General features: G+C 67.3%; 28 protein-coding genes. 13 read left to right on the plus strand and 15 right to left on the minus strand.

What is annotated here, in order from left to right:
• Positions 1-20 precede the first annotated feature (20 nt).
• Positions 21-713, plus strand: coding sequence for a prolyl hydroxylase family protein (locus ASE90_RS09715; RefSeq protein WP_055999469.1), 693 nt, complete (start codon positions 21-23; stop codon positions 711-713).
• A gap of 272 nt (positions 714-985) precedes the next feature.
• Here ASE90_RS09715 and ASE90_RS09720 read toward each other — a convergent pair whose 3' ends face one another.
• The 3 genes from ASE90_RS09720 to purF form a co-directional block, all read right to left on the minus strand.
• Positions 986-1,366: a hypothetical protein gene (locus tag ASE90_RS09720; protein WP_200910852.1), complete on the minus strand. Its 381-nt coding sequence runs from the start codon at positions 1,364-1,366 to the stop codon at positions 986-988.
• Positions 1,367-1,479: 113 nt separating this feature from the next.
• Positions 1,480-2,187: an SDR family NAD(P)-dependent oxidoreductase gene (locus tag ASE90_RS09725; protein ID WP_055999471.1), complete on the minus strand. Its 708-nt coding sequence runs from the start codon at positions 2,185-2,187 to the stop codon at positions 1,480-1,482.
• On the minus strand, positions 2,184-3,644 hold the full coding sequence (gene purF, locus ASE90_RS09730; protein WP_055999474.1) for an amidophosphoribosyltransferase: 1,461 nt from the start codon (positions 3,642-3,644) through the stop codon (positions 2,184-2,186). The genes ASE90_RS09725 and purF overlap by 4 nt, the downstream gene beginning before the upstream one ends.
• Positions 3,645-3,760: 116 nt before the next feature.
• On the opposite strand from purF, the gene hisI reads away from it, so the two are divergent.
• Together hisI and ASE90_RS09740 are read left to right on the plus strand one after the other, a co-directional pair.
• Positions 3,761-4,120: a phosphoribosyl-AMP cyclohydrolase gene (gene hisI / locus ASE90_RS09735; RefSeq protein WP_055999477.1), complete on the plus strand. Its 360-nt coding sequence runs from the start codon at positions 3,761-3,763 to the stop codon at positions 4,118-4,120.
• Positions 4,117-4,587 (plus strand): hypothetical protein, encoded by a 471-nt coding sequence (locus ASE90_RS09740; RefSeq protein ID WP_055999478.1) that lies wholly within the window; start codon positions 4,117-4,119, stop codon positions 4,585-4,587. The genes hisI and ASE90_RS09740 overlap by 4 nt, the downstream gene beginning before the upstream one ends.
• A 20-nt stretch (positions 4,588-4,607) precedes the next feature.
• Here the strand turns inward: ASE90_RS09740 and ASE90_RS09745 are convergent, their stop codons facing one another.
• Both ASE90_RS09745 and ASE90_RS09750 read right to left on the minus strand, forming a co-directional pair.
• Positions 4,608-5,972: a cryptochrome/photolyase family protein gene (locus tag ASE90_RS09745; RefSeq protein WP_055999481.1), complete on the minus strand. Its 1,365-nt coding sequence runs from the start codon at positions 5,970-5,972 to the stop codon at positions 4,608-4,610.
• Positions 5,973-5,982: 10 nt separating this feature from the next.
• Positions 5,983-6,891, minus strand: a complete 909-nt coding sequence (locus ASE90_RS09750; protein ID WP_055999484.1) for a histone deacetylase — start codon at positions 6,889-6,891, stop codon at positions 5,983-5,985.
• Between the two features lie 62 nt (positions 6,892-6,953).
• On the opposite strand from ASE90_RS09750, the gene ASE90_RS09755 reads away from it, so the two are divergent.
• The 8 genes from ASE90_RS09755 to ASE90_RS09790 all read left to right on the plus strand — a co-directional run bounded on the left by ASE90_RS09755 (position 6,954) and on the right by ASE90_RS09790 (position 13,963).
• Positions 6,954-7,433, plus strand: a complete 480-nt coding sequence (locus ASE90_RS09755; RefSeq protein WP_055999487.1) for an RNA pyrophosphohydrolase — start codon at positions 6,954-6,956, stop codon at positions 7,431-7,433.
• Positions 7,434-7,497: 64 nt separating this feature from the next.
• Complete coding sequence (locus ASE90_RS09760) at positions 7,498-8,394, plus strand: YdiY family protein (protein ID WP_056000122.1); 897 nt, start codon at positions 7,498-7,500, stop codon at positions 8,392-8,394.
• A gap of 63 nt (positions 8,395-8,457) precedes the next feature.
• Positions 8,458-9,627, plus strand: a complete 1,170-nt coding sequence (locus ASE90_RS09765) for a hydrolase (RefSeq protein ID WP_055999489.1) — start codon at positions 8,458-8,460, stop codon at positions 9,625-9,627.
• Positions 9,624-10,637: an arginine N-succinyltransferase gene (locus ASE90_RS09770; RefSeq protein ID WP_055999491.1), complete on the plus strand. Its 1,014-nt coding sequence runs from the start codon at positions 9,624-9,626 to the stop codon at positions 10,635-10,637. Before ASE90_RS09765 ends, ASE90_RS09770 begins: the two co-directional genes overlap by 4 nt.
• Positions 10,638-10,639: 2 nt before the next feature.
• Positions 10,640-11,893: an N-succinylarginine dihydrolase gene (locus ASE90_RS09775; protein WP_055999494.1), complete on the plus strand. Its 1,254-nt coding sequence runs from the start codon at positions 10,640-10,642 to the stop codon at positions 11,891-11,893.
• A 66-nt stretch (positions 11,894-11,959) separates the two neighbouring features.
• On the plus strand, positions 11,960-12,181 hold the full coding sequence (locus ASE90_RS09780; protein WP_055999497.1) for a hypothetical protein: 222 nt from the start codon (positions 11,960-11,962) through the stop codon (positions 12,179-12,181).
• 8 nt (positions 12,182-12,189) lie between these two features.
• On the plus strand, positions 12,190-12,987 hold the full coding sequence (locus tag ASE90_RS09785; protein WP_055999500.1) for a TrmH family RNA methyltransferase: 798 nt from the start codon (positions 12,190-12,192) through the stop codon (positions 12,985-12,987).
• 31 nt (positions 12,988-13,018) lie between these two features.
• Entirely contained in the window at positions 13,019-13,963 is a 945-nt protein-coding gene (locus tag ASE90_RS09790) for an arginase family protein (protein WP_055999503.1), read from the plus strand.
• A gap of 5 nt (positions 13,964-13,968) precedes the next feature.
• On the opposite strand, the gene rmuC is transcribed toward ASE90_RS09790, so the two are convergent.
• From rmuC to recR, 3 genes are all read right to left on the minus strand, one after another.
• Positions 13,969-15,393, minus strand: coding sequence for a DNA recombination protein RmuC (rmuC, locus tag ASE90_RS09795; RefSeq protein WP_055999506.1), 1,425 nt, complete (start codon positions 15,391-15,393; stop codon positions 13,969-13,971).
• Between the two features lie 80 nt (positions 15,394-15,473).
• The gene (gene def, locus ASE90_RS09800; protein WP_055999509.1) at positions 15,474-15,998 is read right to left on the minus strand and encodes a peptide deformylase; all 525 of its coding nucleotides are present in this window, start codon (positions 15,996-15,998) and stop codon (positions 15,474-15,476) included.
• A gap of 31 nt (positions 15,999-16,029) precedes the next feature.
• Entirely contained in the window at positions 16,030-16,626 is a 597-nt protein-coding gene (gene recR, locus ASE90_RS09805; protein WP_055999512.1) for a recombination mediator RecR, read from the minus strand.
• A 53-nt stretch (positions 16,627-16,679) separates the two neighbouring features.
• Between recR and fmt the strand changes: the two genes are divergently transcribed.
• Together fmt and truA are read left to right on the plus strand one after the other, a co-directional pair.
• Positions 16,680-17,585: a methionyl-tRNA formyltransferase gene (fmt, locus tag ASE90_RS09810; RefSeq protein WP_055999515.1), complete on the plus strand. Its 906-nt coding sequence runs from the start codon at positions 16,680-16,682 to the stop codon at positions 17,583-17,585.
• Positions 17,582-18,325, plus strand: a complete 744-nt coding sequence (gene truA, locus ASE90_RS09815) for a tRNA pseudouridine(38-40) synthase TruA (RefSeq protein ID WP_055999518.1) — start codon at positions 17,582-17,584, stop codon at positions 18,323-18,325. Before fmt ends, truA begins: the two co-directional genes overlap by 4 nt.
• 107 nt (positions 18,326-18,432) lie before the next feature.
• Here truA and ASE90_RS09820 read toward each other — a convergent pair whose 3' ends face one another.
• From ASE90_RS09820 to ASE90_RS09850, 7 genes are all read right to left on the minus strand, one after another.
• Positions 18,433-19,635: a class I SAM-dependent RNA methyltransferase gene (locus ASE90_RS09820; protein WP_055999521.1), complete on the minus strand. Its 1,203-nt coding sequence runs from the start codon at positions 19,633-19,635 to the stop codon at positions 18,433-18,435.
• On the minus strand, positions 19,626-21,014 hold the full coding sequence (locus ASE90_RS09825; RefSeq protein ID WP_055999523.1) for an NAD(P)H-hydrate epimerase: 1,389 nt from the start codon (positions 21,012-21,014) through the stop codon (positions 19,626-19,628). Before ASE90_RS09825 ends, ASE90_RS09820 begins: the two co-directional genes overlap by 10 nt.
• A complete protein-coding gene (locus ASE90_RS09830) occupies positions 21,011-21,400 on the minus strand; it encodes a hypothetical protein (protein WP_055999526.1) in 390 nt (129 codons plus the stop codon). The genes ASE90_RS09825 and ASE90_RS09830 overlap by 4 nt, the downstream gene beginning before the upstream one ends.
• Before the next feature lie 345 nt (positions 21,401-21,745).
• Positions 21,746-23,467: a dihydroxy-acid dehydratase gene (ilvD, locus tag ASE90_RS09835; RefSeq protein WP_055999529.1), complete on the minus strand. Its 1,722-nt coding sequence runs from the start codon at positions 23,465-23,467 to the stop codon at positions 21,746-21,748.
• Between the two features lie 9 nt (positions 23,468-23,476).
• A complete protein-coding gene (locus tag ASE90_RS09840) occupies positions 23,477-24,196 on the minus strand; it encodes an N-formylglutamate amidohydrolase (RefSeq protein ID WP_055999531.1) in 720 nt (239 codons plus the stop codon).
• The gene (locus ASE90_RS09845) at positions 24,193-24,672 is read right to left on the minus strand and encodes an enoyl-CoA hydratase/isomerase family protein (RefSeq protein ID WP_055999534.1); all 480 of its coding nucleotides are present in this window, start codon (positions 24,670-24,672) and stop codon (positions 24,193-24,195) included. The genes ASE90_RS09840 and ASE90_RS09845 overlap by 4 nt, the downstream gene beginning before the upstream one ends.
• Positions 24,673-24,820: 148 nt before the next feature.
• Positions 24,821-25,648, minus strand: a complete 828-nt coding sequence (locus ASE90_RS09850; RefSeq protein ID WP_055999537.1) for a 4-(cytidine 5'-diphospho)-2-C-methyl-D-erythritol kinase — start codon at positions 25,646-25,648, stop codon at positions 24,821-24,823.

Here is a 25,648-nt window from a genome sequence, read left to right on the forward strand (position 1 = left end):
TATCTGGTTGAACGAAGGCCATGAACACGCCGATCCGTAAAGCCGCCGGTAGCCCCTCCCCCGTCCGTGCCGAATGGGGCCGCAGCGTCGAGGCGACGCTGGCCGCGATCCCCGGCATCCGTCGCGCCAAGACCGACGCGGCGGTGCTGTTCGCGCTCCCCGATTTCCTGTCGGAGGACGAATGCGACCTGCTGATGGCGACGATCGATGCCGGGCGGCGCAAATCGACGTTGCTGACCAGCAGCAACGACCCAAACTTCCGTACGTCGGACAGTTGCGATCTCGATCGCTGGCATCCGGACCTGCAGCCGATCGACGAACGGATCGCGCACCTGCTGGGCATTCCGCCCGAATATGGCGAGACGATGCAGGGGCAGCGCTATGCGCCGGGCCAGCAATTTCGGGCGCATGCCGACTATTTCAACGAGAACGAGCATTATTGGGCGCCGATGGCGGTGCAGGGCGGGCAGCGGACCTGGACGGCGATGGTCTATCTGAACGAGGTCGAACAGGGCGGCGCGACGTGGTTTCCGGTCGCCGGGGTCCGCTTCAATCCGCGGCCGGGCATGCTGGTCGCGTGGAACAACATGAACGCCGATGGCAGCCCGAACCTGTCGACGCTGCATGAGGGCATGGCGGTGGTCGAGGGGACCAAATACATCGTCACCAAGTGGTTCCGCGAGCGGCCGTGGACGCCGACCGTTCAGCCCTGAACGGCCAAAGGTCACAAAGGTCACACTTGCCGCGTTGTTTGCGCGAAGTGGTTTTGGCTGGTTCAAAGAGCGAACGGACCGATCGTCCCGAATGGCGCTGAGCGAAGTCGGAGGAGCGGATCGAAGCGGCACTAGGCATGCTTCGATACGAGCATTCGACTTCGCTCGGTCTCTACTCTGCACGAACGGACAGTACAGTAATCCTATCCGCGCCCTTGTAGGAAAGCGCAAAAGGAAGGGCGGCGAGCCGAGGCGACCCGCCGCCCCCAGTATCACGCCTTCTTGCGGGCCCGCTTCGGGGCGGCTGCGGCTTCAGTGTCTTCGGCCTCGTCGGGCGACTCTTCGCCCGCTTCGCTCAATGCTTCGCCCAGTGCACGCAACTTGTCCTGCGACTTGTCCGCCTTTTCGGCGATCTTGGTCGTCGCGGCACCCAGACGGTGGAGCAGGTCGTGGACCCGGTCGCTGTCGGGCGCGTCCTTTTCCAGTTGCTTGCGCAACGAGGCGAGGTCGCGCAGGATACCCTTGGCACCCGACACGTCGGTGTCGGCCAGCGCTGCTTCCCAATCCTCGATGATCGTCGCGCCCTTGGCGGGCTTGGTATCGTCCAGTCCGCGATTGATCGCGTTCATCGTTCCGGCGAATTTAACGGCCATGTCAAGGCTCCTCGAAGGGCAAGCTGCACGCGCAGCCGCCGGACAACGAGCGAACCGAAACCCGGCCCCGGCAAAAACCAACTATATGTTTTTGCAGGGGTTCGGAACCTTCGTCAGTCGACGCGGATACGGGTGCCGCTATCGAAACCGTCGGTCATCAGCTGGACGATCGCATCGGCGACCCGCTCGGGCGGCTTGACGCTTTGCGGGTCTTCGCCGGGATAGGCGCGCTCGCGCATCTTCGTCCGGGTCGCGCCGGGATCGACGATCGCGGTGCGGACCGGAGAGATGTTGGCCATTTCCAGCCCGTAGCTGGCGATGATGTTGTCGAACGCCGCCTTCGACGCGCCGTACATGCCCCAATAGGCACGCGGCGCGGCCCCGACCGACGAGGTGACGCCGACCACCCTGCCCGACCGCGCCAGCCGCAGCATCGGCGAGAAGGCGGCGATCAGCGCGGCATTGGCGGTGACGTTGAGCGTCATCACCTTGTCGAACTCTTTCAGGTCGAACGACGGCACCGGCCCCAGCGTGCCGAGCGCGCCGGCGTTGAGCACGAGCATGTCGAGCGCGCGCCAGCGTTCGGCGATCGCCGACACCAGTTGCGGGATGGCGGTGCGATCATAGAGGTCGATCGGCGCGATCGTCGCCGATCCGCCGGCTGCGTAGATCGCGTCCTCGACCTCCTCCAGCCCGCCGGTGGTCCGCGCGGTCAGGATGATGTGCGCACCCTCCGCCGCGAGGGCGATGGCGGTCGCGGCACCGATCCCGCGGCTGGCACCGGTGACGAGGGCCAGCTGCCCCTTCAGACGCTCCGTCATCCGACCCGTTCGGCCAGAACCGCGAACTGATCGACCGAGCTGGTCTCGTCCTGATCGGTCAGCGGCGTCGGATAATCGCCGGTGAAGCAGGCATCGCAATATTTCGGACGGACCGAGGTGCGGTTGGCTTCGCCGAGCGCACGATACAGACCGTCGATCGAGATGAACGCGAGGCTGTCGGCCTGGATATAGTCGGTCATCCCACCCAGGTCGTACTTGGCAGCCAGCAGCTTCGCGCGTTCGGGGGTGTCGACGCCGTAGAAGCAGCTGTGCCGGGTCGGCGGCGATGCGATGCGCATATGCACCTCTGCCGCGCCGGCATCGCGCATCATCTGCACGATCTTCAGCGAGGTGGTGCCGCGCACGATCGAATCGTCGACCAGAATGATGCGCTTGCCCTCGATCAGCTTGCGGTTTGCGTTGTGCTTCAGCTTGACGCCAAGATGCCGGACCTTGTCGCCCGGCTGAATGAAGGTGCGGCCAACATAGTGCGAACGGATGATGCCCAGTTCGAACGGGATGCCCGACGCCTGTGCATAGCCGATCGCGGCAGGAACGCCCGAATCGGGGACCGGGATGACCAGATCGGCGTCGACCGAATTTTCCTGCGCCAGTTCGGCACCGATCGCCTTGCGCACCGAATAGATCGAGCGGTCTTCGGAGATCGAATCGGGGCGCGAGAAATAGACCCATTCGAAGATGCATGGGCGTGGGGACAGCGGCGCGAACGGACGGATCGACCGCAGCTCGCCATTCTTGACGATGACCAGCTCGCCCGGTTCGACCTCGCGCACGAACTCTGCCCCGACTACGTCGAGCGCGACGGTTTCGGAGGCGAAGATATAGGCCCCATCGCCCAGCCGGCCCATCACCAGCGGCCGGATGCCGAGCGGATCGCGACAGGCGATCATCCCCTCGGGCGTCATGCAGATCAGCGAATAGGCACCTTCGACCTGCTTGAGCGCATCGATGAACCGGTCGAGCAGCGTCCGGTAATTGGACGTGGCGACCAGATGGATGATGACTTCGGTGTCGCTGGTCGACTGGAAGATCGATCCGGTGCGGACCAGATCCTTGCGCAGCCGCATGGCGTTGGAAAGATTGCCGTTATGCGCCACCGCGAAACCGCCCGACGCCAGTTCGGCATAGAGCGGCTGGATGTTGCGGTTCGACGTTTCGCCGGTGGTCGAATAGCGGACATGGCCGCAGGCGGTGGCGCCGGGCAGCGATTCGATGATTTCGGGTCGATCGAAATTGCCGGCGACATGGCCCTGTGCGCGCTGGGTATGGAACATCGCCCCATCCCAGCTGCAGATGCCGGCCGCTTCCTGACCGCGGTGCTGGAGCGCATGGAGGCCGAGCGCCACGAGCGCCGCAGCGCCGTCCGCGCCGGATACACCGAAGATGCCGCATTCTTCACGCAGCTTGTCGTCGTCGAATGGATGGGTGGTGAACATAGGCCCTTCCGGGGATAAGCGTGTCACGCGGCTGCCATATAGGCAGGCAAAATCGGTTTGTCGCCCTTTGATCGTCGATTGCCGAGGAACCGCGATCGGCGATAGGAGTTGCGGCGATGGAAAATCGCGATACCGGACTGGTGCTGAACCCGAAATTCGATGCCGATGGGCTGTTGACCGCCATCGCCGTAGACGCCGCCAGCGGCGAACCGCTGATGGTCGCCTTCATGAACGACGAGGCGTTGCGCCTCACGCTGGCGACGGGCGAGGCGACCTTCTGGTCGCGGAGTCGCGGGCGGTTGTGGAAGAAGGGCGAGACCTCGGGCAATGTGCTGCGCGTGGTCGAGGCACGGATCGACTGCGATCAGGACGCGCTGTGGCTGCGGTGCGAACCGGCGGGGCCGGCGTGCCATACCGGGGCAGACAGTTGTTTTTTCCGGCGGATCGAGGGCGATCGGCTGGTGCCCGCAACGTGAGGCTGTGGCTGGCGGCGGCGCTGGTGCTGGCGGGATGTTCGCCGGGGGCGGCACCCGATCGCGACGAAGCGACGCTGGAACAGGCGGCGATCGCGCGCGGCGTGGTGCGCGATCCGGCGGCGGCGACTCCGGTCGGGCTATATGCGCGTGAGGGCGACCGGCTGTGCATCGCCGGCAGTCGCATCGGGATGTTCGTCGACTATGGCGACGATATCGGGTGCAGCGGGCATGGCCGCTATTCCCGCGAGGGCGAAACGTTGCGCGCCGACCTGGGCAATGGCTGCACGTTCGAGGCGGCCTATGACGGCGGCCGTATCCGGCTGCCGGGCAAGCTGCCCGATGGCTGCAAGCGGCTGTGTACGCAGCGCGCGTCGCTGGCCGGGTTCGCGGTCGACCGGTTGAGCGACAGCGGTTCGGAGGCGGCGGCGCTGCGCGATCCGAAGGGGCGGCAGCTGTGTGGGTCGTGAGTTCGCCGGCCTGATCGACATCACACGCCGCGCGCCGCCGCCAGGGCACGCTCGCGTGCCTCGCGATGCTCGACGAGCTTCGCGGGATAGTCCTTCGGCCGACATCCGGCGGCGTCGGGGTCGTGGATCGCCGCGTCCGGCAGATGGGCCAGTTCGGGGACCCAGCGGCGGATATAGTCGGCGGCGGCGAATTTTTCGGACTGGGTCAGCGGGGCCATGATCCGCCCGAACATGTTCGAATCGACACCGGTGCCCGCGACCCATTGCCAGTTGACGGCATTGTTGCCGAAATCGGCATCGACCAGACAATCCCAATACCAGCGTTCGCCCTCGCGCCAGTCGATCAGCAAATGCTTGATGACGAAGGACGCGGCGATCATCCGCACCCGATTGTGCATCCAGCCGATCTGCCACAGCTGGCGCATTCCGGCATCGACAATCGGATAGCCGGTACGGCCCTGTTGCCACGCCGTCAGGTCGCGGGTCGCCTCCGCACCGCTGCGCCATTTCAGCTTGTCGTAGCGCGGGCGGCCATTGGCATCGGCATAGTCGGGCATCGACAGGATGACGCCGCTGGCGAAATCCCGCCATGCCAGTTCCTTGCGATAGGTCGTCAGGCTGTCGCCCTGCCCGTCGAGCGCCGCCCAGACCTGTCGTGGTGAGATCTCGCCATGGTGGAGGTGCGGCGACAGGTTCGAACTGCCATCGACCGACGGCAGGTTGCGCGCCTCGTCATAGTCGCCGAGGCGCGCGGCGAAGGATTTGAGCGCCTTCGCAGCACCATCCTCGCCCGGCTGCCATGCTTTGGCGAAGGCCGTCGACCAGTCGGGCTTGGTCGGAAGCAGCTTCCAGTCGGCGAGCTTGTCGGACTTCGGCCATTTGGACGGAGCGGGAATCGTGTGCGGCATCGCCACCGGCTCCTCCGGCGGGAGCATCTGGTTCAGCGCCTTCCAGAAGGACGAATAGATTTTGAACACGCCGCCAGAGCCGGTGCGGACGCACTCGGGCGGGCGGAGATGGTTGCCGTCGTGCAGCGTCAGATCGTCGCCCAGCGCGTCCTGCGCCTTCACCCACCATGGTTCGTAATGGCGCATCGCATGAATGTGGGATGCGCCGGTCTCCTCCATCAGCTTGCGCAGTTCGGCCACCGCCTCGCCCCGGCGCAGGATCAGGCGCGATCCCTTTGCCTTTAGCGAGTCGTCCAGCGCGGCGAGGCTGTGATGCAGCCACCAGCGCTGCGCACCGCCGATCGCCCAGTCGCCCGGCGCGTCGTCATCGAGGACATAGACCGGGATGGCTGCGCCGGCGTCGATGGCGACGACGAGCGCGGGCTGGTCGCGCAGGCGGAGGTCCTGGCGGAGCCAGAGAAGGACGGGTTCGGTCATGCGACAGGCGTTACGCGTGCGCGACGATCCCGGTTCCCTGCGCCACCGCGACGATCGACGCGACGTGGCGATGTGCGACTTCGAGCAGATCGCCATACCCACCGCCGAGCGCGCTCGCGATCGGCAGGCCGCGTTCCCGCGCCAGCTGCCCGATCCAGCGGTCGCGTTCGTTCAGCCCCGCCTGGGTCAGCGACAGCCGCCCCAGCCGGTCGTCGGCGAACGGATCGACCCCGGCCTGATACAGCAACAACGACGGCGCGAAGCTGTCGAGCAGCGGAACCAGCGTCGCCCCCAGCGTCGCCAGATATTCGTCGTCGCCGACCCCATCGGGCAATCCGACATCCAGCGTCGATCGCGCCTTGCGCGCCGGAAAATTCTTTTCGGCATGGATCGAATAGGTCGCGAGACCGGTGCGCCCGGCGAGCAGCGAGGCGGTGCCGTCGCCCTGATGCACATCGACGTCGATCACCAGCACCCTGGCGCAGGCGCCTTCGTCGACCAGCCGGTTGGCGGCGATGGCGAGGTCGTTGAACACGCAATAGCCCGCCCCGGTATCGGCGAGCGCGTGGTGGCTGCCGCCGGCGGTATTGGCCGCATAGCCGCGCTCCATCGCCACGCGCGCGGCGTGATAGGTGCCGCCGGGCACCGCGACCGCGCGCAGTGCCATCGGCGGGGTGACCGCGAAGCCGATGCGGCGTTCCTTGGCCGGCGGCACGCGCGCCTCGATCACCTCGGCGACGTAATCGTCGTCATGCACCGCCTCGATCCACCGACGCGGCATCGGTTCGGGTTCGTGCCAGTCGATTGCCGATCCCCGGTCGCGCAGGAGATCGCGGACGAGGCCGTTCTTGCCCCAGCGATAGCGGCTGCCCGGCGGGCTTTCGGCGACGTAGTGCGGATGATGGACGACGGGGATCACGCGGCACAGATAAGATGCCGTTGGTCCTCGCAAAAGCGGCACGGTGCCGATAGGAAGCGGCGATGGACAAGACCACCCTCCCCTATCGCCCCTGCGCCGGCGTCATGCTGCTGAACCGCGACGGCCGGGTGTTCGTCGGCCAGCGGCTCGATTCGACGCTGGAGGCATGGCAGATGCCGCAGGGCGGGATCGACGAGGGCGAGGAACCGGTCGATGCGGCGGTCCGCGAACTGCGCGAGGAAACCGGGGTCCTGCCCGACAAGGTCCGGCTGATCGCCGAGGCGCCGGGCGAATTCCTCTACGACCTGCCCGACGACATGATCGGCAGGATCTGGAAGGGGAAATGGCGCGGGCAGCGGCAACGCTGGTTCCTGTTCGCGTTCGAGGGCGAGGATGCCGATATCGACATCGAGACCCCCGAACCCGAATTTCGCGCATGGCGCTGGGCCGAGCCGGCCGACCTGCCGACGATGATCGTGCCGTTCAAGAAGACGCTGTACGAACAGGTGCTGGCGGCGTTTGCGGATCACCTGCATCGGTGAAGCGCGCGAAAGTCGGGGTGAATGGTTCAGCCCGACGACAGGCAATCGGCTATAGCGGGTGATGATGCCCAATCCCGCGCTCCTCCTGCCGCTTGGCCTATACTTTGCGGAACCGCCGCCGGAACCCGATCTGCCGATCGAAATCCGGACGATGCTGGAAGAGGCGATGGCGTCGGGCAACGACAACGATGTCGCGACGATCGTCCGCTATGCGCGTAAGGCCGCGCCGAAACATTCGCAGAAGATCGCCGATCTGGCATCGCATTATACATTCGAACGCACCGAAAAGACCGAGAAGCGGCTGCGCACCGCGTCGTTCGGCGCGCTGGTGAAGGGGCGTGCGGAAGTCGGCGGCTGGATCAACAGCGGCAATTCGGACAGTCTGGGCGTCACCGCCGTGCTCGACCTCTCGCGCGAAGGCTATCGCTGGCGACACAAGCTGAAATTACAGGCAGATTATCAGGAAAATAACGGGATTCCGACGCGCGAACATTATCTCGGCGCATTCGAACCCAACTACAAAGTTGACGACCGCCTGTATATCTATGGCGCGGCGCAGTATGAGTCGGACAAGTTCTTCGGCTATTACGATCGATATTCGGCGTCGAGCGGTGCGGGCTACACCGTCGTCGCACGCGGACCGGTCACGCTCGACCTCGAACTCGGCCCGGCATTCCGGCATACCTCTTTCACGACCGGCGATGTCGAGCGCAATCTGGCGGCGCGTGGCTCGGTCGATTTCGACTGGCGGATGACGCCCGCGCTGACGCTGCGGCAGGATACGTCCGCCTATGTGCAGGCTGCGAACAGCACCGTCACGAGCCTGACGGCGGTCGATGCCAAGCTGCTGGGTCCGCTGTCGGCGCGGCTGTCGTACAACGTCCAGTATGAAAGCCGCCCGCCGGTGGGACGCATCAACACCGACACGACCGGGCGTGCCTCCCTGGTCTATGCTTTCTGAACGCATCGATCCCGGTTACACCGGGGCATGGATCGGACGTATGAAGAAGCCGGATTGAGGGACATGATCGACGGCGCGGCGATGCTGCCGCAGGTCGAACGATGGGTCGCGGTCAACAGCGGCACCCGCAACCTTCGCGGACTGGCGACGATGGCCGGGCTGCTCGCCGACGATTTCAGCGCCCTGCCCGGCGCGATCGAGATGGTCGACCCCGAGCCGGTCGAAACGGTCGACAGCGACGGGCAGGTGTGCGCGATCGACCATGGCCGCCACCTGTTGCTGCGCGTGCGGCCGGATGCGCCGCTGCGGATGTTGTTCACCGGGCATATGGACACGGTCTATGACGTGGATCACGCGTTTCAGACCGCGCGCTATCTGCCCGATGGCGCGCTGAACGGTCCGGGGGCCGCCGATATGAAGGGCGGATTGTCGGTGATGTTCACCGCGTTGAAGGCGGTCGAGGCGGCGGGGATCGGCGATCGCTTCGGCTATGACGTGGTCATCAATTCCGATGAGGAAACCGGCTCGTTCGCCTCTGCCCGGCTGATCGAGACGATGGCGGCGGGCAAGGTCGCGGCCTTTACCTACGAACCCGCTCTCCCCGACGGGACGCTGGCGGGCGCGCGGGGCGGGACCGGCAATTTCTCGATCGTGGTCAGCGGGCGCAGCGCCCATGCCGGACGCAACCCCGAGGAGGGCCGCAATGCCATCGTCGCCGCCGCCGATATCGCGCTGCGGCTGAATACGGTGAAAGGGCCGCGGCTGGCGGTCAATCCGGCGCGGATCGAGGGCGGCGGGCCGAACAATGTCGTGCCCGACCATGCGGTGCTGCGCGTCAATTTCCGGCCGCATGGGACAGACGAGATCGCTCGCGCCCGGTCGCAGATCGATGCAATCGCGACGGCGGTGGCGGCCAGCCACGATGTCGGGGTCGCGGTGCACGGCAGCTTCAACCGCCCGCCCAAGCCGATCGATGCCGGTGCCGCGAAGCTGTTCGCGCTGGTACAGGCGGTCGGCGGCGACCTGTCGATCCCGATCGGCTGGCGCGATACCGGCGGGGTGTGCGACGGCAACAACATCGCCGCGCAGGGCGTGCCGGTGATCGACACGATGGGGGTGCGCGGCGGCGCGATCCATTCCCAGCAAGAATATATGATCGTCGACAGCCTGGCCGAACGTGCCGCGCTGTCGGCGATCGCCATCTCGCGTATCGTGGCACAGGGGGGATTGTGACGTTTCGTATCCGCGCAGCACGTGAAGACGACCTGAAATATCTCTATGAGATGGCCAAGCTGACCGGGGGCGGTTTCACCAACCTGCCGCCCGATCGCAGCGCGCTGCTGACCCGGCTGGAGCGCAGCGCCGTCGCCTTCACGCATGACGAGGATACGCCGCGCGACGAGGTGTTCGTGCTGGTGCTGGAGAATATCGACACCGGCGAAGTACGCGGGACGTGTCAGGTGTTCACCAAGGTCGGCCAGCGCTGGCCCTTCTATTCCTATCGTGTCGCGACGCTGACCAAGCATAGCGAGGCGCTGGGACGGACGTTCCGGGCCGACATCCTCAATCTGGTCAACGATCTGGAGGGAGCGAGCGAGGTCGGCGGGCTGTTCCTGCATCCCGGCGAACGGGCCGGCGGGCTGGGGCTGTTGCTCGCGCGGTCGCGCTACCTGTTCATCGGGCGGCACCGCGGGCGTTTTGCCGACCGGGTGCTGGCCGAATTGCGCGGGATCATCGACGAGGCGGGTGGATCGCCGTTCTGGGACGGGGTCGCCGGGCGCTTCTTCGGCATGACCTTTCAGGATGCCGACCAGTTCAACGCGATCCATGGCAACCAGTTCATCGCCGATCTGATGCCGCGCCATCCGGTCTATATCGCGATGCTGCCCGACGCGGCGCGCGCCGTCATCGGCCTGCCCCATCCGACCGGGCGGGCGGCGATGCGGATGCTGGAGAATGAAGGCTTCGCGTACGAGAATTACGTCGACATCTTCGACGGCGGGCCGACCATGACCGCACGCACCGACCAGATCATGACGATCCGCAACCGGCGCGAGGGCAAGGTCGTGGCGATCGACGATCGCGGCGGCAGGCCGTCGTTGCTGTCGACCGGGCGGCTGTCGGATTTCCGAGCCTGTCTGGGCGAGGTGACGGTCCGCGACGACGGCATCGCGATCGATGCGGAGGCGGCACGCGCGCTGGGTGTCGTGGTCGGCGACACGCTATGTCATGTGGGGCGGTGACGATGGTGCGGGAAATCAATTTCGACGGGATCATCGGTCCCAGCCATAACTATGCGGGGCTGAGCCACGGCAATCTGGCGGCGACGCGCAATGCCGGCGAGGTGTCACGCCCGCGCATGGCGGCGTTGCAGGGGATCGCCAAGATGCGCGCGAACCTCGCGCTGGGGCTGACGCAGGGCATCCTGCTGCCGCATCCGCGACCGGACACGCGCTGGCTGGCGCGGCTGGCGACCGATTATGCGGGCGCGGCAGCGCATGTGCGGGCGCAGGCGTTGTCGGCCTCGGCGATGTGGGCGGCCAACGCCGCAACCGTCTCCCCTGCGGCCGATACTGGGGACGGCCGCTGTCACCTGACCGTCGCCAATCTGGTGACGATGCCGCATCGCAGCCATGAATGGCCGGCGACGCTCAAGCAACTGGAACTGGCCTTCGCCGATGCGGCCTTTGCCGTGCACGGGCCGGTGACTGCGCCATTCGGCGACGAAGGGGCGGCGAACCATATGCGGCTCTGCGAGGCGCATGGGACGGCGGGGGTCGAGGTGTTCGTCTATGGCGTGAGCGGCGGCCCCTTCCCCGCGCGCCAGCATCGCGAGGCGTGCGAGACGGTCGCGCGGGCGCATCGGCTCGACCCGGCCCGCACCCTCTTCGTGCGGCAGTCGGACGCGGCGATCGCGGCCGGGGCGTTTCACAATGACGTCGTCGCGGTCGCCAACGAACGCGTGCTGTTCGCGCATGAACAGGCGTTCCACGACAGTGACGGGTTCTTCGCCGATCTGCGCGCGGCGATGCCGTCGGTCGAGATCGTCGAGGTACCCGCCGATCGCGTCAGCCTTGCCGATGCGATCGCTTCCTATTTGTTCAATGCGCAGCTGGTGACGCTGGCCGATGGCGGCATGGCGCTGATCCTGCCGGCCGAGGCGCAGGCGAACGTGCCGGTATGGACGTGGTTGCAGGAGATGGTCGCGGGTAATGGCCCGATCCGGCGGCTCGAGGTCGTCGACGTCCGCGAATCGATGGCCAATGGCGGTGGCCCGGCCTGCCTGCGGCTGCGCGTGGTGGCCGATCCGGCGACGATCGACCCGCGGTTTCTGGTCGACGGAGCCACGCTCGACCGGATCGCGGCGGTGGTCGAGGCGCATTGGCCCGAGCGGATCGCGCCGGCCGACATCGGCGATCCGGCGCTGATCGATCGGATCGTCGCGGCACGGCGGGCGTTGCTCGAAACGCTCGACCTTGTCGGGTTAATTGACAATTAACTACGTGCGACCGTCCGAACCTCGCGGAAAACCGTCGGTGGTACGTATGTTGCGTATGGTGCCGCCATGCTGACCCGACTGAAGAACCTGTTCACGATCAAGTCGAAGTTCGAGGCGTTCCTCGTCATCTATGGCCTTGCCGTCGGCGCAGTGGAGCGCGGGTTTCATTATCTGCAGCTATATCCGGGGATCGCGGGAAAGCTAATGTTCGCGGTCTGCCCGATCGCGGTATTCATGGCGGGCACGCGCATTATCGATTCGATCGACGCGGAGCGCGCGGCACGCTAGGCGAAACCATGCCTCGCGAGATTACCGCTTTTTCGAACCCGATGGTGAAGGCCGCGCGCAACCTGCGCGAGAAACGCCATCGCCGGGACCAGCGCCGCTTTCTGGCCGAGGGTCTGCGCATCCTGACCGAGGCGCGCGAGACTGGCTGGCTTCCCGCCGAACTGTATTTCGCCAGCAGCGAGCAGCATCCGTTGTTGCAGGTGCTGATCGAGGAGACCGAGGCGTCGGGGGGCACCGCGATCGCGACCACGGTCGACATCCTGTCGAAGCTGTCGGGCAAGGACAATCCGGGGTCGGTAGTCGGCGTCTATGACGAATTCTCGACCGAGCTTTCGGGCATCGACCGGCGCAACGCCTCACTGTGGCTCGTCGCCGAACGGCTGCGCGATCCCGGCAATCTGGGGACGATCCTGCGCACCGCCGATGCGACCGGTGCCGGCGGACTGATCCTGATCGACGAATGCGTCGACCCGTTTTCGGTCGAGGCGGTGCGGGCGAGCATGGGGGCGATCTTCACCGTCGCCGTGGCGCGGGCCGACTGGGCGACGTTCCAGAGCTGGCTGCGCCGTGGTCCGGGGACGCTGGTCGGCCTCAGCCTCGATACCGAACAGGATTATCGCGCGGCGACCTATCCCGACCCGACGTTCCTGCTGACCGGGAACGAAGCGCAGGGAATGCCCGACCATATGGCCGCCGAATGCGACCTGCTGGTCAAGCTCCCGATGCTGGGCAAGGCCGACAGCCTGAATGCGGCGGTGGCGACGGCGGTGATGGCGTACACCGTGCTGGGGCAGCACCGCCCCTGAACCTTTCGGGCGGGGTACGCATTCAGCGGGGATGACCCGTCCGACCTTCGCCGCCCTGCCCGCCGCCGACCTCGACACGCTCGACCGATCCAGCATCGTGCTGTTCGGCGCGAGGGAGGCGACGCCCTATGACGATGGCGAGCCGAGCCATTCGGCCGACGCGCCTACCGCGATCCGGGCGGCGTCGCAGGGGTTTGCGCGGCAATTGTCGCAGATCGATTTCGACCTCGGCTTCACCCCGTTTCCCGACCAAGCCGATGCGCGCGGCGTCGTCGATCTCGGCGACGTCGATACCCGGCCCGAGGATGCAGCGGGCAATCGCGAGCGGATCGAGACGACGACGCGTGCGGTGCTGGCGGCGGGCGCGGTGCCGATCGTGCTGGGCGGCGACGATTCGGTGCCGATCCCGTTCGCGGCGGGCTTTGCCGATCACGGGCCGCTGACCGTCGTGCAGATCGACGCGCATGTTGATTGGGGCGACGATATCCGGGGGCAGACGCTCGGTTATGGATCGCCGATGCGGCGGCTGGCGGAGATGCCGCATGTCACGGGCATGGTGCAGGTCGGCGTACGCGGTCTGGGCAGCGGCGGCGCGTGGCAGATCGAGGATGCGCGGGGCTGGGGCAGCCGGATCGTCACCGCCTATGACCTGATCCGCGGCGGGATCGATGCGGCGATCGACGCGGTGCCGGCGGGCGGGCGGTATCTGGTCGCGATCGATTGCGACGGAATCGATCCGGCGGTGTTCCCGGCCGTGGCGATGCCGACACCTGGCGGGTTGCGCTACGAAGCGGTCATCCTGCTGTTGCGGGCGCTCGCCGAAAAGGGCGAGATCGCCGGGCTGGTGCTGGCGGAATATGTCCCGGCGCGGGACGACCCGCACCGGCTCTGCGCGATGATGGCGGCGCGGATCGTCGCGGTGACGATGGGACTGGTGCTGGGCGACGACGGTCAGACGCCGCCGCGACCGGTTTGACGCAGTTACTCCGCCGCGGTCTCGTGCGGCTCGCTGCGCTCTTCGACCGCTTCCTCGGCCTGTGCGATCGCCACGGCCAGCTTCGTCAGCGGACGCGGCGATTGCTCGACGACCGGGAGCGGATCGATCGACTTGCCGCCGGTGTCGATGTTGAGCGTCTCGAACCGCTTGGCCGAGGTCATCACCTGCGATTCGAGGCTGCCGACGAACGCGTTATAGGCAGTGTTCGCGCCCTCCAGATTCTTGCCGAGCTTCGCGACGTGATCGCCCATCTTCGCCAGACGGGCGTGAAGTTCGCGGCCGAGCTGGCCGATCTGCCGCGCCTCGCCCGCCAGCTTTTCCTGCCGCCAGACCGCCGCGACGGTGCGGGCAATGGCGATCAGATTGGTCGGCGTTGCAATCAGCACGCGGCGGTCGAAGGCATAGTCCCACAGGTCGGGCGCATGTTCGAGCGCGGCGGCAAGGAAATGCTCGCCCGGCACGAACATCACGACATAGTCGGGCGTATCCTCGAACTGCGACTGGTAGCTCTTGGCCCCCAGCGCGTTGACGTGGTTCTTCATCGACGCGACGTGCGCGGTCATGAAGGCGGCGCGCTCGACCTCGTCGACCGCACCATGCGCGTCCTGATAGGCGTTGAGCGAGACCTTGGCGTCGATGACCAGGCTCTTGCCGCCGGGTACCTTGACGATCGCGTCGGGGCGCAGCCGCCCGTCGCCGTGATCGACCGAAACCTCCATCTGGAAATCGGTATGTTCGGCAAGCCCGCAGGTTTCGAGCACGTTGCGCAGCTGCTGTTCGCCCCAGCGGCCGCGGGCCTTCGGCGCGGAACGGAGCGCGTTGACCAGCTTGGCCGCTTCGCTCTTCACCGATTCCTGACCGATACGCATCGCGTCCATCAGGCCCTTGAGCGTGCCATAGGCTTCCTGCCGCTCGCTCTCGACCTTGCCGATGCTGGCTTCGTAGCGTTTCAGCGTCGCCTCGACCGGGGCCAGCAGCGCCTTCAGCTTCATCTCGTTGGTGTCGCCCGCCTGCGCGAAGCGTTCCTGTGCGCGGTGCAGGAAGGATTTCTGGGCACCGTCGAGCATGACCTGCGCGGTTTCGCGGAACTGCGATGCCATCGCCTCGCGCGCGTCCTTGAACTCGGCCAGCCGTTCCTCGAACGCCGCGGCATTGGCTTTGAGCGCAGCGTGGTCGAGCCGCAATGCATCCCGATCGGCGCGGAGTTCGATCAGCTCCTCGCGCAGCGTCGGCACTTCCTTCGCGCGTTCGCTGGCCAGCGCCAGATCGGCGATCGCCTGTTTGAAATCGCCCTCGCGCTTGTCGCGCTCCTCACGCAGCGACTGTACCTGTCGGCTGCCCATCAGCCAGCCGATCGCCAACCCCGCAAGCAGGACGGCGGCGACGATGACGATGACGAGCGGGTCCATGCGATACTCCGGGAGGAACGGACCCGGAACTTACCCGCGCCCCGCCTGCCGGACAAGGCGAACGGGGATCGGTTCGTCGCTTACGCCGCCTTGCGCGCCTTGTTCAGCTTCTTGATGACCATGTCGCGCTTCAGTCGCGACAGATGGTCGATGAACAGCACGCCGTTCAGGTGATCCATCTCGTGCTGGAGACAAGTGGCCATCAGCCCGTCGAGCCATTCGTCATGCTGGTCGCCCTTCTCATCCAGCCACGTCACGCGGCAGCGCGCCGGGCGGACGACGTCGGCATATTGTTCGGGGATCGACAGGCAGCCTTCCTGATAGGTCGACAGCTCTTCCGACTCTTCCTCGATCACCGGGTTCACGAACGCCCTGGGTGCCTTGATCGGCTTGCCCTCTTCGTCTTCCTCGTCCTGCAGGTCGATGACCAGCACGCGCTTGGGCACCGCGACCTGGATCGCGGCGAGACCGATGCCGGGGGCGTCGTACATCGTCTCGAACATGTCGGCGATGAGCGTCTTTACCTCGTCGGTCACGGCCTCGACCGGTTCGGAGACGAGGCGGAGACGGGGATCGGGGATTTCGATGATCGGAAGAATGGCCATAGCGGCTAGCTAGGTAGCATATTTCCGGCGGTCAAGCGACCGGGCGTCGTGCCCGCAGCGCCTGCGCCAGCGTACCTTCGTCGAGATAGTCGAGCTCGCCGCCGACCGGCAGGCCGTGCGCAAGCTGGGTCAGGCGGACCGGATATTTCTCGATCCGCTCGGCGATGTAATGGGCGGTGGTCTGCCCCTCCAGCGTGGCGTTCATCGCCAGCACGACCTCGTCGATGCCGCCCGCCGCGACGCGGGCGACCAGCGAATCGATCGCGAGGTCGTCGGGGCGCACGCCCTCCAGCGCCGACAGCCGTCCACCGAGCACATGGAAGCGGCCGGGGAACAGCCGCGCCCGGTCGAGCGCCCACAGGTCGGCGACCTCCTCGACCACGCACAGCGAGCGATCGTCGCGGCGCGGATCGGTACAGATGCCGCAGGGATCGGTGGTGTCGACATTGCCGCAGGTCGAGCAGGTCGCGAGATTGCGCGCCACCCGGTCGAGCGCGACCAGCAGCGGGTCGAGCGCAGTCTCCCGCTTCTTGACCAGATGCAGCACCGCGCGGCGTGCCGAACGCGGGCCAAGGCCGGGAAGGCGGGAGAGCGCCTGCGTCAGCGCGTCGATTTCGGGAGAGGCCATCGCACCCAAGATAGGGGGTTGCGCGCGCGGACGCCACGGTGTCGAGAGGGGCCATGCGGATCATCTTCATGGGCACGCCCGATTTTGCGGTGCCGATCTTTCAGGCGCTGGTCGATGCCGGGCATGAGATCGTCGCGGCCTATAGCCAGCCGCCGCGTCGCGCCGGGCGCGGCAAGGCGCTGACCCCCTCCCCCGTCCATCGGCTGGCCGAAACGCTGGGGATCGCGGTGCGGACGCCGGAGACGTTGCGCGATCCGGCGGTGCAGGCGGCGTTTGCCGCGCTGAATGCCGACGTGGCGGTGGTGGCGGCTTATGGGTTGCTGTTGCCGCGGGTGGTGCTGGATGCGCCGCGGCTGGGATGCCTGAACGTGCATGGCTCGCTGTTGCCGCGCTGGCGGGGGGCGGCACCGATCCAGCGGGCCATTCTCGCCGGGGACACGGAGACCGGCGTCGGCATCATGCAGATGGCGGCGGGGATGGATACCGGGCCGGTGCGGCTGGAGGGGCGGACGCCGGTCGATGGCAAGACGGCGGGCGAACTGGCCGACGAATTGAGCGCGATGGGCGCGCGGCTGATGCTGGCGGTATTGGCCGACCCCGACGCCTATCCGCCGGTCGAACAGGCCAGCGACGGCGTCACCCATGCCGCCAAGATCGACAAGAGCGAGGCGCGGTTGCGCTTTAATGGGAGTGCGGTGGAGGCCGAGCGGCAGGTGCGGGCGTTCAATCTGGCACCGGGGGCATTCTTCGAGCTGAACGGCGAGCGGGTGCGGGTGCTGGCGGCGGAGGTCGTCGATGCGGCAGGCGCGCCGGGCACGGTGGTCGACGCGGCGCTGACCATCGCCTGTGCCGAGGGCGCATTGCGGCCGACGCTGGTCCAGCGGGCCGGCCGTGGCGCGATGACCCCGGCCGAGTTGTTGCGCGGCTTTGCGATCCCCGAGGGTACGCTGCTGGCATGACCCGCTTTGCCCTGACGGTCGAATATGACGGGCGGCCGTTCGTCGGGTGGCAGCGTCAGTCCGAGGGGGCGAGCGTACAGGGTTCGATCGAACGTGCGCTGTTCGAGGTGACCGGCGAAACCGCCGCCGTCCATGCCGCCGGGCGGACCGATGCCGGGGTCCATGCCACCGCGATGCGGGCGCATGTCGATGTCGCCAAGCCGCTGCCGCCGTTCCGGTTGATGGAGGCGCTGAACGCGCGGCTGCGGCCCGATCCGGTCGCGATCCTCGATTGCCGGGCGGTCGCCGACGACTGGCATGCGCGGTTCTCGTGCGTGCAACGCGCCTATGTCTATCGTATCGTCTGTCGGCGGGCGCCGCTGACCCATGAGCTGGGGCTGGCGTGGCGTGTGCCGCAGGAACTGGACGCGGTGGCGATGGCGGTGGCGGCGGCGCGGCTGGTCGGGCGGCACGACTTCACGACCTTCCGATCGGCGCATTGTCAGGCGGACAGCCCGCTCAGGACGCTCGATCGGCTGGAGGTCGAGCGCCAAGGCGACCGGATCGCGATCCATGCCGCCGCGCGGTCGTTCCTGCACCATCAGGTGCGATCGATGGTCGGCTGCTTGGCGTTGGTCGGACAGGGCAAGAGAACGCCCGACGATCTGGCCGACATCCTCGCGGCGCGCGACCGGTCGGCGCTGTGGCTGAATGCGCCGCCCGACGGGCTGTATTTTGTGGGTGCCGATTACCCCGGCTGAACGTCAAAGGTCACAAAGGTCACACTCGTGCGCCATTCGCGCGATGACCGGATTTGCCCTTCGCCTGCCAACGATCCTGGATGGCAGATCCGGGGTGTGTAGGAAAGTCAGCGCACCAGCCGCGCGACCAGTTCGACATGGGTCGACCAGCGGAATTGTCCGACCGGCTGTACCCAGTTGATGCGATAGCCAGCCTGAACCAGCGTCTTAGCATCGCGGGCGAAGCTGCTGGGATTGCAAGAAACATAGGCGATGACCGGCACCTGTGCCTCGGCCAGTGCCAGCGCCTGTTCGCGTGCCCCGGCGCGCGGCGGATCGAGGATGACCGCGTCGAAGCGATCCAGTTCGGCCGGCGTCAACGGACGGCGAAACAGATCGCGATGGTCGGCGACGACCGACCGTCCGGCGCGGGCGGCGGCGAGCTTCAGCGCCATGATCGCTTCGCGCCCCGCCTCGCCCGCATAGGTGCGGACCCTGGCACCGCGCGACAGGGTGAAGGTGCCCAGACCGGCGAAGAGATCGGCGACGATCCCCGCATCGGCGACCGCGTCGTCGACCGCCGCGATCAGCGCGGCCTCGCCGTCGCCGGTGGCTTGCAGAAAGCTGCCCGGGGGGAACGACACCGGCACGCCGCCCAGCGTCACCGTGACCGGTTCCGGTTCCCAGCGCGCCTCCGCCCCCATGCCGTCGTCGATCGACAGCCGGGCCAGACCCTGTTCCTGCGCAAAGATCGTCAATGCTTCGGCGGCGGCCAGCCCCTCGGCGACCTTGCCGATGATGAGCACGTCGACGCCCTGATCGACGCGCGCCAGATGCACGTCGGCGCGCGAGCGGTCCTTGAGCGCGACGGCGAGCAGCCGGCGCAGCGGGCCGATCGCGTCGAACAAGTCGGGCAGCAGCACATGACATTCGCGGATGTCGACGATGCGATGGCTGCCCAATTCGGTGAAGCCGAGCGTCACCTGCTTGCCCCGTCGATCGGCGTGGAGCGTCGCGCGACGGCGGGTCTTCGGGGCCGACAGGATGGCCGGACGAACGGTCGCGGCCAGCGACTGTGCGGCGAGCGCCCCGGCCACCCGGTCGGCGACGAACCCGGCTTCGGTTTCGAGGTCGAGATGCTGGAGCTGGCACCCGCCACAAGTCGGGAAATGGCGGCAGGGCGGCTCGGCGTGATGCGGCCCCGGCGCGATCGATCCATCGCCGAGCAGGCGGTCGCCCGGCGCGGCGAAGGGCACGTGACAGCCATCGCCGGTCACCCCCTCGCCCCGCGCAGCGACGCGGACGATCACATCGTCATCGGTCAGCGACATTCGGCGATCGCCTGTCCCAAATGGTCGATCAGCGCATCGGCGACGAACGCCGGGCCGGCGAGCCGGGCGGCGCGGCCATGCAGCCACACCGCCTGTTCGGCGGCGGCCGCGCCACCGGGCCGCAGGCGCGCGGCGAGCGTGCCGGCCAGCACGTCGCCCGTACCGGCGGTCGACAGCCATGTTGGGGCGTGGGTGGACAAAATGGCGGTGCCTTGCGGGCAAGCGATCACGGTATCGGGGCCTTTATGAACGATGGTCGCGCGCGCCTGTAGCGCAGCGTGGCGGGTGCGGTCGATCTTGTTCCCGCCCTTGGCCGGAAACATGCGGGCGAATTCGCCTTCGTGGGGGGTCAGCCAGGTCGGGGCGGTACGGGTAGCAACCCGCTCTGCGCCAGCCGCACCGAGCAACGAGATCGCGTCGCCGTCGATTACCAGCGGCGCGTCGGTGGCGAGCGCCGCATCGAGCAGGGTGCGGGCACGATCGTCGCGACCGAGGCCCGGCCCTATTAGTACCGCCGCCAGTCGATCGTCGCCGAGTAGCGCCGCCGATTCGGCGCGTCGGACCAGCGCGTCTGGACCACCCTGCCCCGCATCGTCGCCGGTCAGCACGACATAGCCGGCACCCGCTGACAATGACGCGCGGGCGGCAAGGCGGGCGGCCCCCGGCATGGCACCGCCAAGGACGGCGATCAGGCCGCGGGTGTATTTATGGGCGTCGCGCGCGGGCGGATCGATCGTCGGGCGGCGGATCGTGCGGACGGTGGCAGGGATCGGAATGCCAAGGTCGGCCAGCACGACATGCCCCATGCGGCCGGCGTCGGGGCCGGTGCCGTGCGCAGGTTTCAGCGCGCCCAGCGCCACGGTCAGGTCGGCACGACCGGCACCGGCAAAGGCGTGTTCGGCGTCGCTGTCGACCCCGCTGGGCAGGTCGATCGCGACGACGAAGGCGTGGTCGGACAGAGTGGCGAGGCGATCGGCCAGTGTCGGATCGAGCGGGCGGGTGACCCCGGTGCCGAACAGGCCATCGATCAGGATCGGTCGGGGTTCGGCTTCCTCGATCGATCGGATCGGACCGGTCCATGCGGACCTCATTCGGGCAGCTGCGCCATCTGGCTTGGCGGGGAGCGCCGCCATGGTGACGTCATGGCCCCATTGGTGCAAAAGTCGTGCGACAACAAATGCGTCGCCGCCATTGTTACCGGAGCCTGCCAGCACGAGGATCGGCTGACCGAAGGCGATCCGGCGGACCTGTTGCGCGACGGCAGTGCCAGCGCGCTCCATCAGCGTGTCCTGCGAAACCCCGGTAGCGAAGGCCGCTTCCTCCGCTGCGCGCATCTCGGCGGCGCGAAGGACCGGAGCGTCGGCGGGGAAGTGCGTCATCGCGCGACCGGGCCGATCGTGGCGGGCAGTCGATACCGCGCGTCGCCGATTGCGACCTCGATCCGGTCGTTGCCGATGACCGTCACCCGCGCCGCCCCCGCACCGTCCGCCGCGACGACGCCGCGGCCGTCACGGGTGATCCGCAGCCGGTGGAAACCGCCATCTGGCTGGCGCAAGGTCAGGATGGTGTCGGCGCCATCGGCGGTTCGTTCGATCGTGCAAGCGGCCGCGACCGGCGCTGCGCCGGTGGCACATTCTATACGGCCGGCATCCGCCGCGGCGGCGCGCTGCCCGGCCTCGACATTGGCGAGGACGTCAGGGTCGGGTCGTCGATCGCATGCCGCCAGCAGCAGGGCGGGGATCAGGAGAGCACGTTTGTCGATCATTTGCGGGTCGATAGCATATGCCGGTCGACGGGTATCGTCGCGTATGTTGCCGTTCTCGCCGTTTACGGCCGCCCCCCGGCGATGGCGAAACCTCTGCGAAAGTCTCAGACTCAACCACAAAACCGACGTACCCCCGCGTAGGCGGGGGTCCAGAGCCAAACAAAACAGACACTTGCGCTAGAGATGGACCCCCGCCTGAGCGGGGCTACGCAATATCGCGGATCGCGACGGCCAAGGGTATCCCCCTGCCCCCAGCTAAATGGGAGTACGGCACAAGGCGGGAGGATGAGGACCTTCGCAGATCCCCCGCCCTCGCCGCATTACGAAATCGGCAAGGCAACCCCGTCAGATGTCGGCGTAGACGTGCCGTTCGGCTTTGGCGCCCGGATGGGTCACCGCCCCCTGATAGGCTGGGCCGACCGTGGTCGAGTAGCGCCACAGTGCACCCGCCTGATAGTCGTTGACGCGCGGTTGCCATTTGGCGCGGCGGTCGGCCAGCACGTCGGGGGCGACGTCGAGGTCGATGGTGCCGGCTTCGGCGTCGATGGTGATGATGTCGCCTTCCTCGACCAGCGCGATCGGACCGCCCTCGGCTGCTTCGGGACCGACATGGCCGATGCAGAAGCCGCGGGTCGCGCCCGAGAAGCGGCCATCGGTGATCAGCGCGACGCTTTCGCCCATGCCGAGGCCGTAGAGCGCGGCGGTGGTCGACAGCATCTCGCGCATGCCGGGACCGCCCTTCGGCCCTTCATAGCGGATCACGACGACCGATCCTTCCTTGATGCTGCGCGCTTCGACGGCGGCGAAGGCGTCTTCTTCACAATCGAAAACCTGTGCAGTTCCCGTGAATTGCAGACGTTTCATGCCAGCGACCTTCACGATCGCGCCATCGGGGGCAAGCGTTCCGCGCAGGCCGACGACGCCGCCGGTCGGCGACAACGGCGTCTTCACGTCGTAGATCACCTTCTGATCGGGGTTCCACGTTACTTCGTCGATATTCTCGCCCAGCGTCTTGCCGGTGACGGTCATGCAGTTGCCGTCGAGCAGGTCGTTGGTCAGCATCGTCTTCATGAGCATGTAGACGCCACCGGCCTCGTACATATCCTTGGCGACATACTTGCCGCCGGGCTTGAGGTCGGCAACGTACGGCGTTGATTTGAAAGCCTCCGCGACGTCGAACAGATCGAAGTCGATACCGGCCTCGGACGCCATCGCTGGCAGGTGCAGCGCGGCGTTGGTCGAGCCACCAGTCGCGGCGACGACGCGCGCGGCGTTGATGAAAGCGGCGCGGGTGGCGATGTCGCGCGGACGCAGGTTCAGGCGGACCAGTTCCATGACCTGCTTACCCGCCGCAATCGCGATCTCTTCCCGGCTGCGATAGGGGGCGGGCACCATGTTCGAATTGGGCAGCGACAGGCCGATCGCTTCGCCGACGCATGCCATGGTGTTGGCAGTGAACTGGCCCCCGCACGCACCATGGCCGGGGCAGGCAACCTTTTCGAGCGCGGTCAGATCGTGCAGCGGACAGGTGCCGGCGGCGTAGCGGCCGACCGCTTCGAACACATCGACGACGGTGACGTCGCGATCCTCGAACCGGCCGGGCAGGATCGATCCGCCATAGACGAAGATCGACGGCACGTTCAGCCGGAGCATTGCCATCATCATACCCGGCAGCGATTTGTCGCAGCCGGCAAAGCCGACCAGTGCGTCGTAGCAATGGCCGCGCACCGACAATTCGACAGAATCGGCGATGACTTCGCGACTAACCAGCGAGGATTTCATCCCCTGGTGACCCATGGCGATGCCGTCGGTGACGGTGATGGTATTGAACCGGCGCGGCATCCCGCCGCCGGCCACCACGCCTTCGCGCCCGGCATCGGCCTGAAAATCGAGCGTCGTGTTGCACGGCGCGCTGTCGTTGCCGGCCGAAGCCAGCGCGACGAAAGGCTTGGCGATGTCCTCTTCGGCGATGCCCATCGCATAGTAATAGCTGCGATGCGGCGCGCGTTCGGGGCCGACGGAAACATGGCGGCTCGGCAGCCGCGACTTGTCGAATTGCTGGGTCATGGCGACAGCCTATTGCGCAAGCGGAGCGTTCAGCGCAAGTCCGTTACGTACGGCCGCGATCATCTCGGTCAGGACGGCGCACCAGCGGGCGACGCCGGCGGGATCGGCGATCAGGTCGTTGCGAATTTCGACCGATAGCGACGCAATCCCCTGCCCATCGGCATGACGGTCGAGCGTCGCGTTCAGCAGGCGGCCGGAATAGGGCTGCTGATCGCCGGTCGGAATGCCGCGTGAGCAGAGGAAGTCGATGGCGATACGGGCGGCGCGGTCGTCGCGGCCGTAGAGGATGCCCGCTTCCCACGGGCGTGGGCCGTCGCCGGTTTCGAGCTGGCGGGTGAAGCTGTGGATCGCGACGATCAGGCGCGGGCGGTCGCGGCGGACCTGCGCACGGATAGCGCGGTGATAGGGGGCGTGGAAGCGGGCGATGCGACCAGCGCGGTCGGCATCGATATTGGCCGGGATGGCATGGCCGTCGGAAACGGTGGGAATCAGGCCGGGATGGTCGCTCTGGCGGTGCAGGTCGATGACCAGCCGCGAGACGGTGCCGAGGATCGCGGGCGCATCGAGACTGGCCGAGAGCGCATGGGTCAGCGGTCCTGCCCCGATATCGACGCCGATATGCAGCGACAGCAATGCGGGCGCGATGGCGATGTCGGGCGGGACGAACGCCGATGCGTGATCGCCGAGCAGCAGCAGCGATGTGTCGCGGCCGGGCAGATGATCGGTCATGGAAACTCCGGCGGGCGGCGGGACTGGAAGGCGGCGGTCAGGCGGGCGATGTCCGCGGGTGGATAGAGGATGCCGAGCCGCGCGGGGGGAACGGCGAAGCGCGCGTCGTCGCCGGCGACGACGATGTCGCAGGCGAGGATCAGCGCAACCGCTGCGCCGAAACAGCCGCCATCGACCGCGGCGATGACCGGCATCGGCAGCGCGGCAACGCCCTCGATCGCCGCGGACAGTGCTTCGCGAAAAGCAGTGGCGCGGTCGGGCTGACGTTGCAATTCGGCGAATTCGGCGATGTCGGCGCCCGCCGAAAAGATGCCCGGTTCGCGCGAGGCGATCAGGACGGCACGGGCGTCCCCGGCGGCAAGATCGGCAACCGTGGCGGCAAGGTCGTGCCAGTGCGCGATCGACAGCGCGTTCCTCGCGCTCCCACGGGACAGCCAGATCGTGGCGATTTGCCAGCCCTGCGTACCCTCGATCATCGGGAAAAAGTGGGCGGCGTCCGGAGAGACCGCCCACGGACGATCCGCTCCTGGCGTTTGATCCGCGCCCCTTGCCCAACAAACTTCGTGCCAGGTGCATCGTCGAGCACGAATGACCCGCCCTGCCCCGTTCCGATACGAACCGCCGTCACGCGAGGTTCGTTTCGAGACACCACCAGCCGGGCTGTGCGGCCCGGATGGCGGTGGCGGCATGGGCGCGGGCGGCTTCGTCGTCGAACAGCGCGAAACAGGTCGCGCCCGATCCCGACATGCGGGCGAGCGTGACGCCCGGCGCGGCGTTCAGCAGCGCGAGCACCTTGTCGATCGCGGGTGCCAGCGCGCGGGCGGGCGGTTCGAGATCGTTGCGACCGGCGAGTGCGATCGTCAGCGCATCGCCATCGGCGATCGGACCGCGATCGATGCGGTCCCAGCCGGCAAAGACCTTTGCGGTCGACACCGCGACACCGGGATTGACCAGCAATGCCGGCCGCTTCGGCGCATCGATCAGGGTAAGTTGCTCGCCGCGCCCGCGCCCGATCGTCGTCCGCCCGACCAGACAGGCAGGAACATCGGAACCGAGCCGGTCGGCGATCGCCATCAGCGCCGGATCGTCGAGCGCCACGCCGTGCAATCGCGCCATCCCGCGCAGCGTCGCGGCGGCATCGGCCGATCCGCCCCCGATGCCCGACGCGACCGGCAGATGCTTGTCGAGCAGGATCGCGAGCTGGTCGCCGGGACCGAAGGCGTCGCGGAAAGCGTCGCGGGCGCGGGTGACCAGATTGTCGCCCTCCCCGCTCAAACCGGCGGCGAACGGGCCGGTGATGGTGAAGCCGTCGTGCGCCGCGGGGGTCAGCATCACCGTGTCGCCATCGGCGACGAACGCGAACAGCGTTTCGAGTTCGTGATAGCCATCGGCGCGCCGCGCACGGACATGGAGCGCGAGGTTGAGCTTGGCGGGAGCGGGTTCGACGATCAT

Origin of the sequence: Sphingomonas sp. Leaf67 (assembly GCF_001421965.1) — a bacterium.
Taxonomy (GTDB): domain Bacteria; phylum Pseudomonadota; class Alphaproteobacteria; order Sphingomonadales; family Sphingomonadaceae; genus Sphingomonas.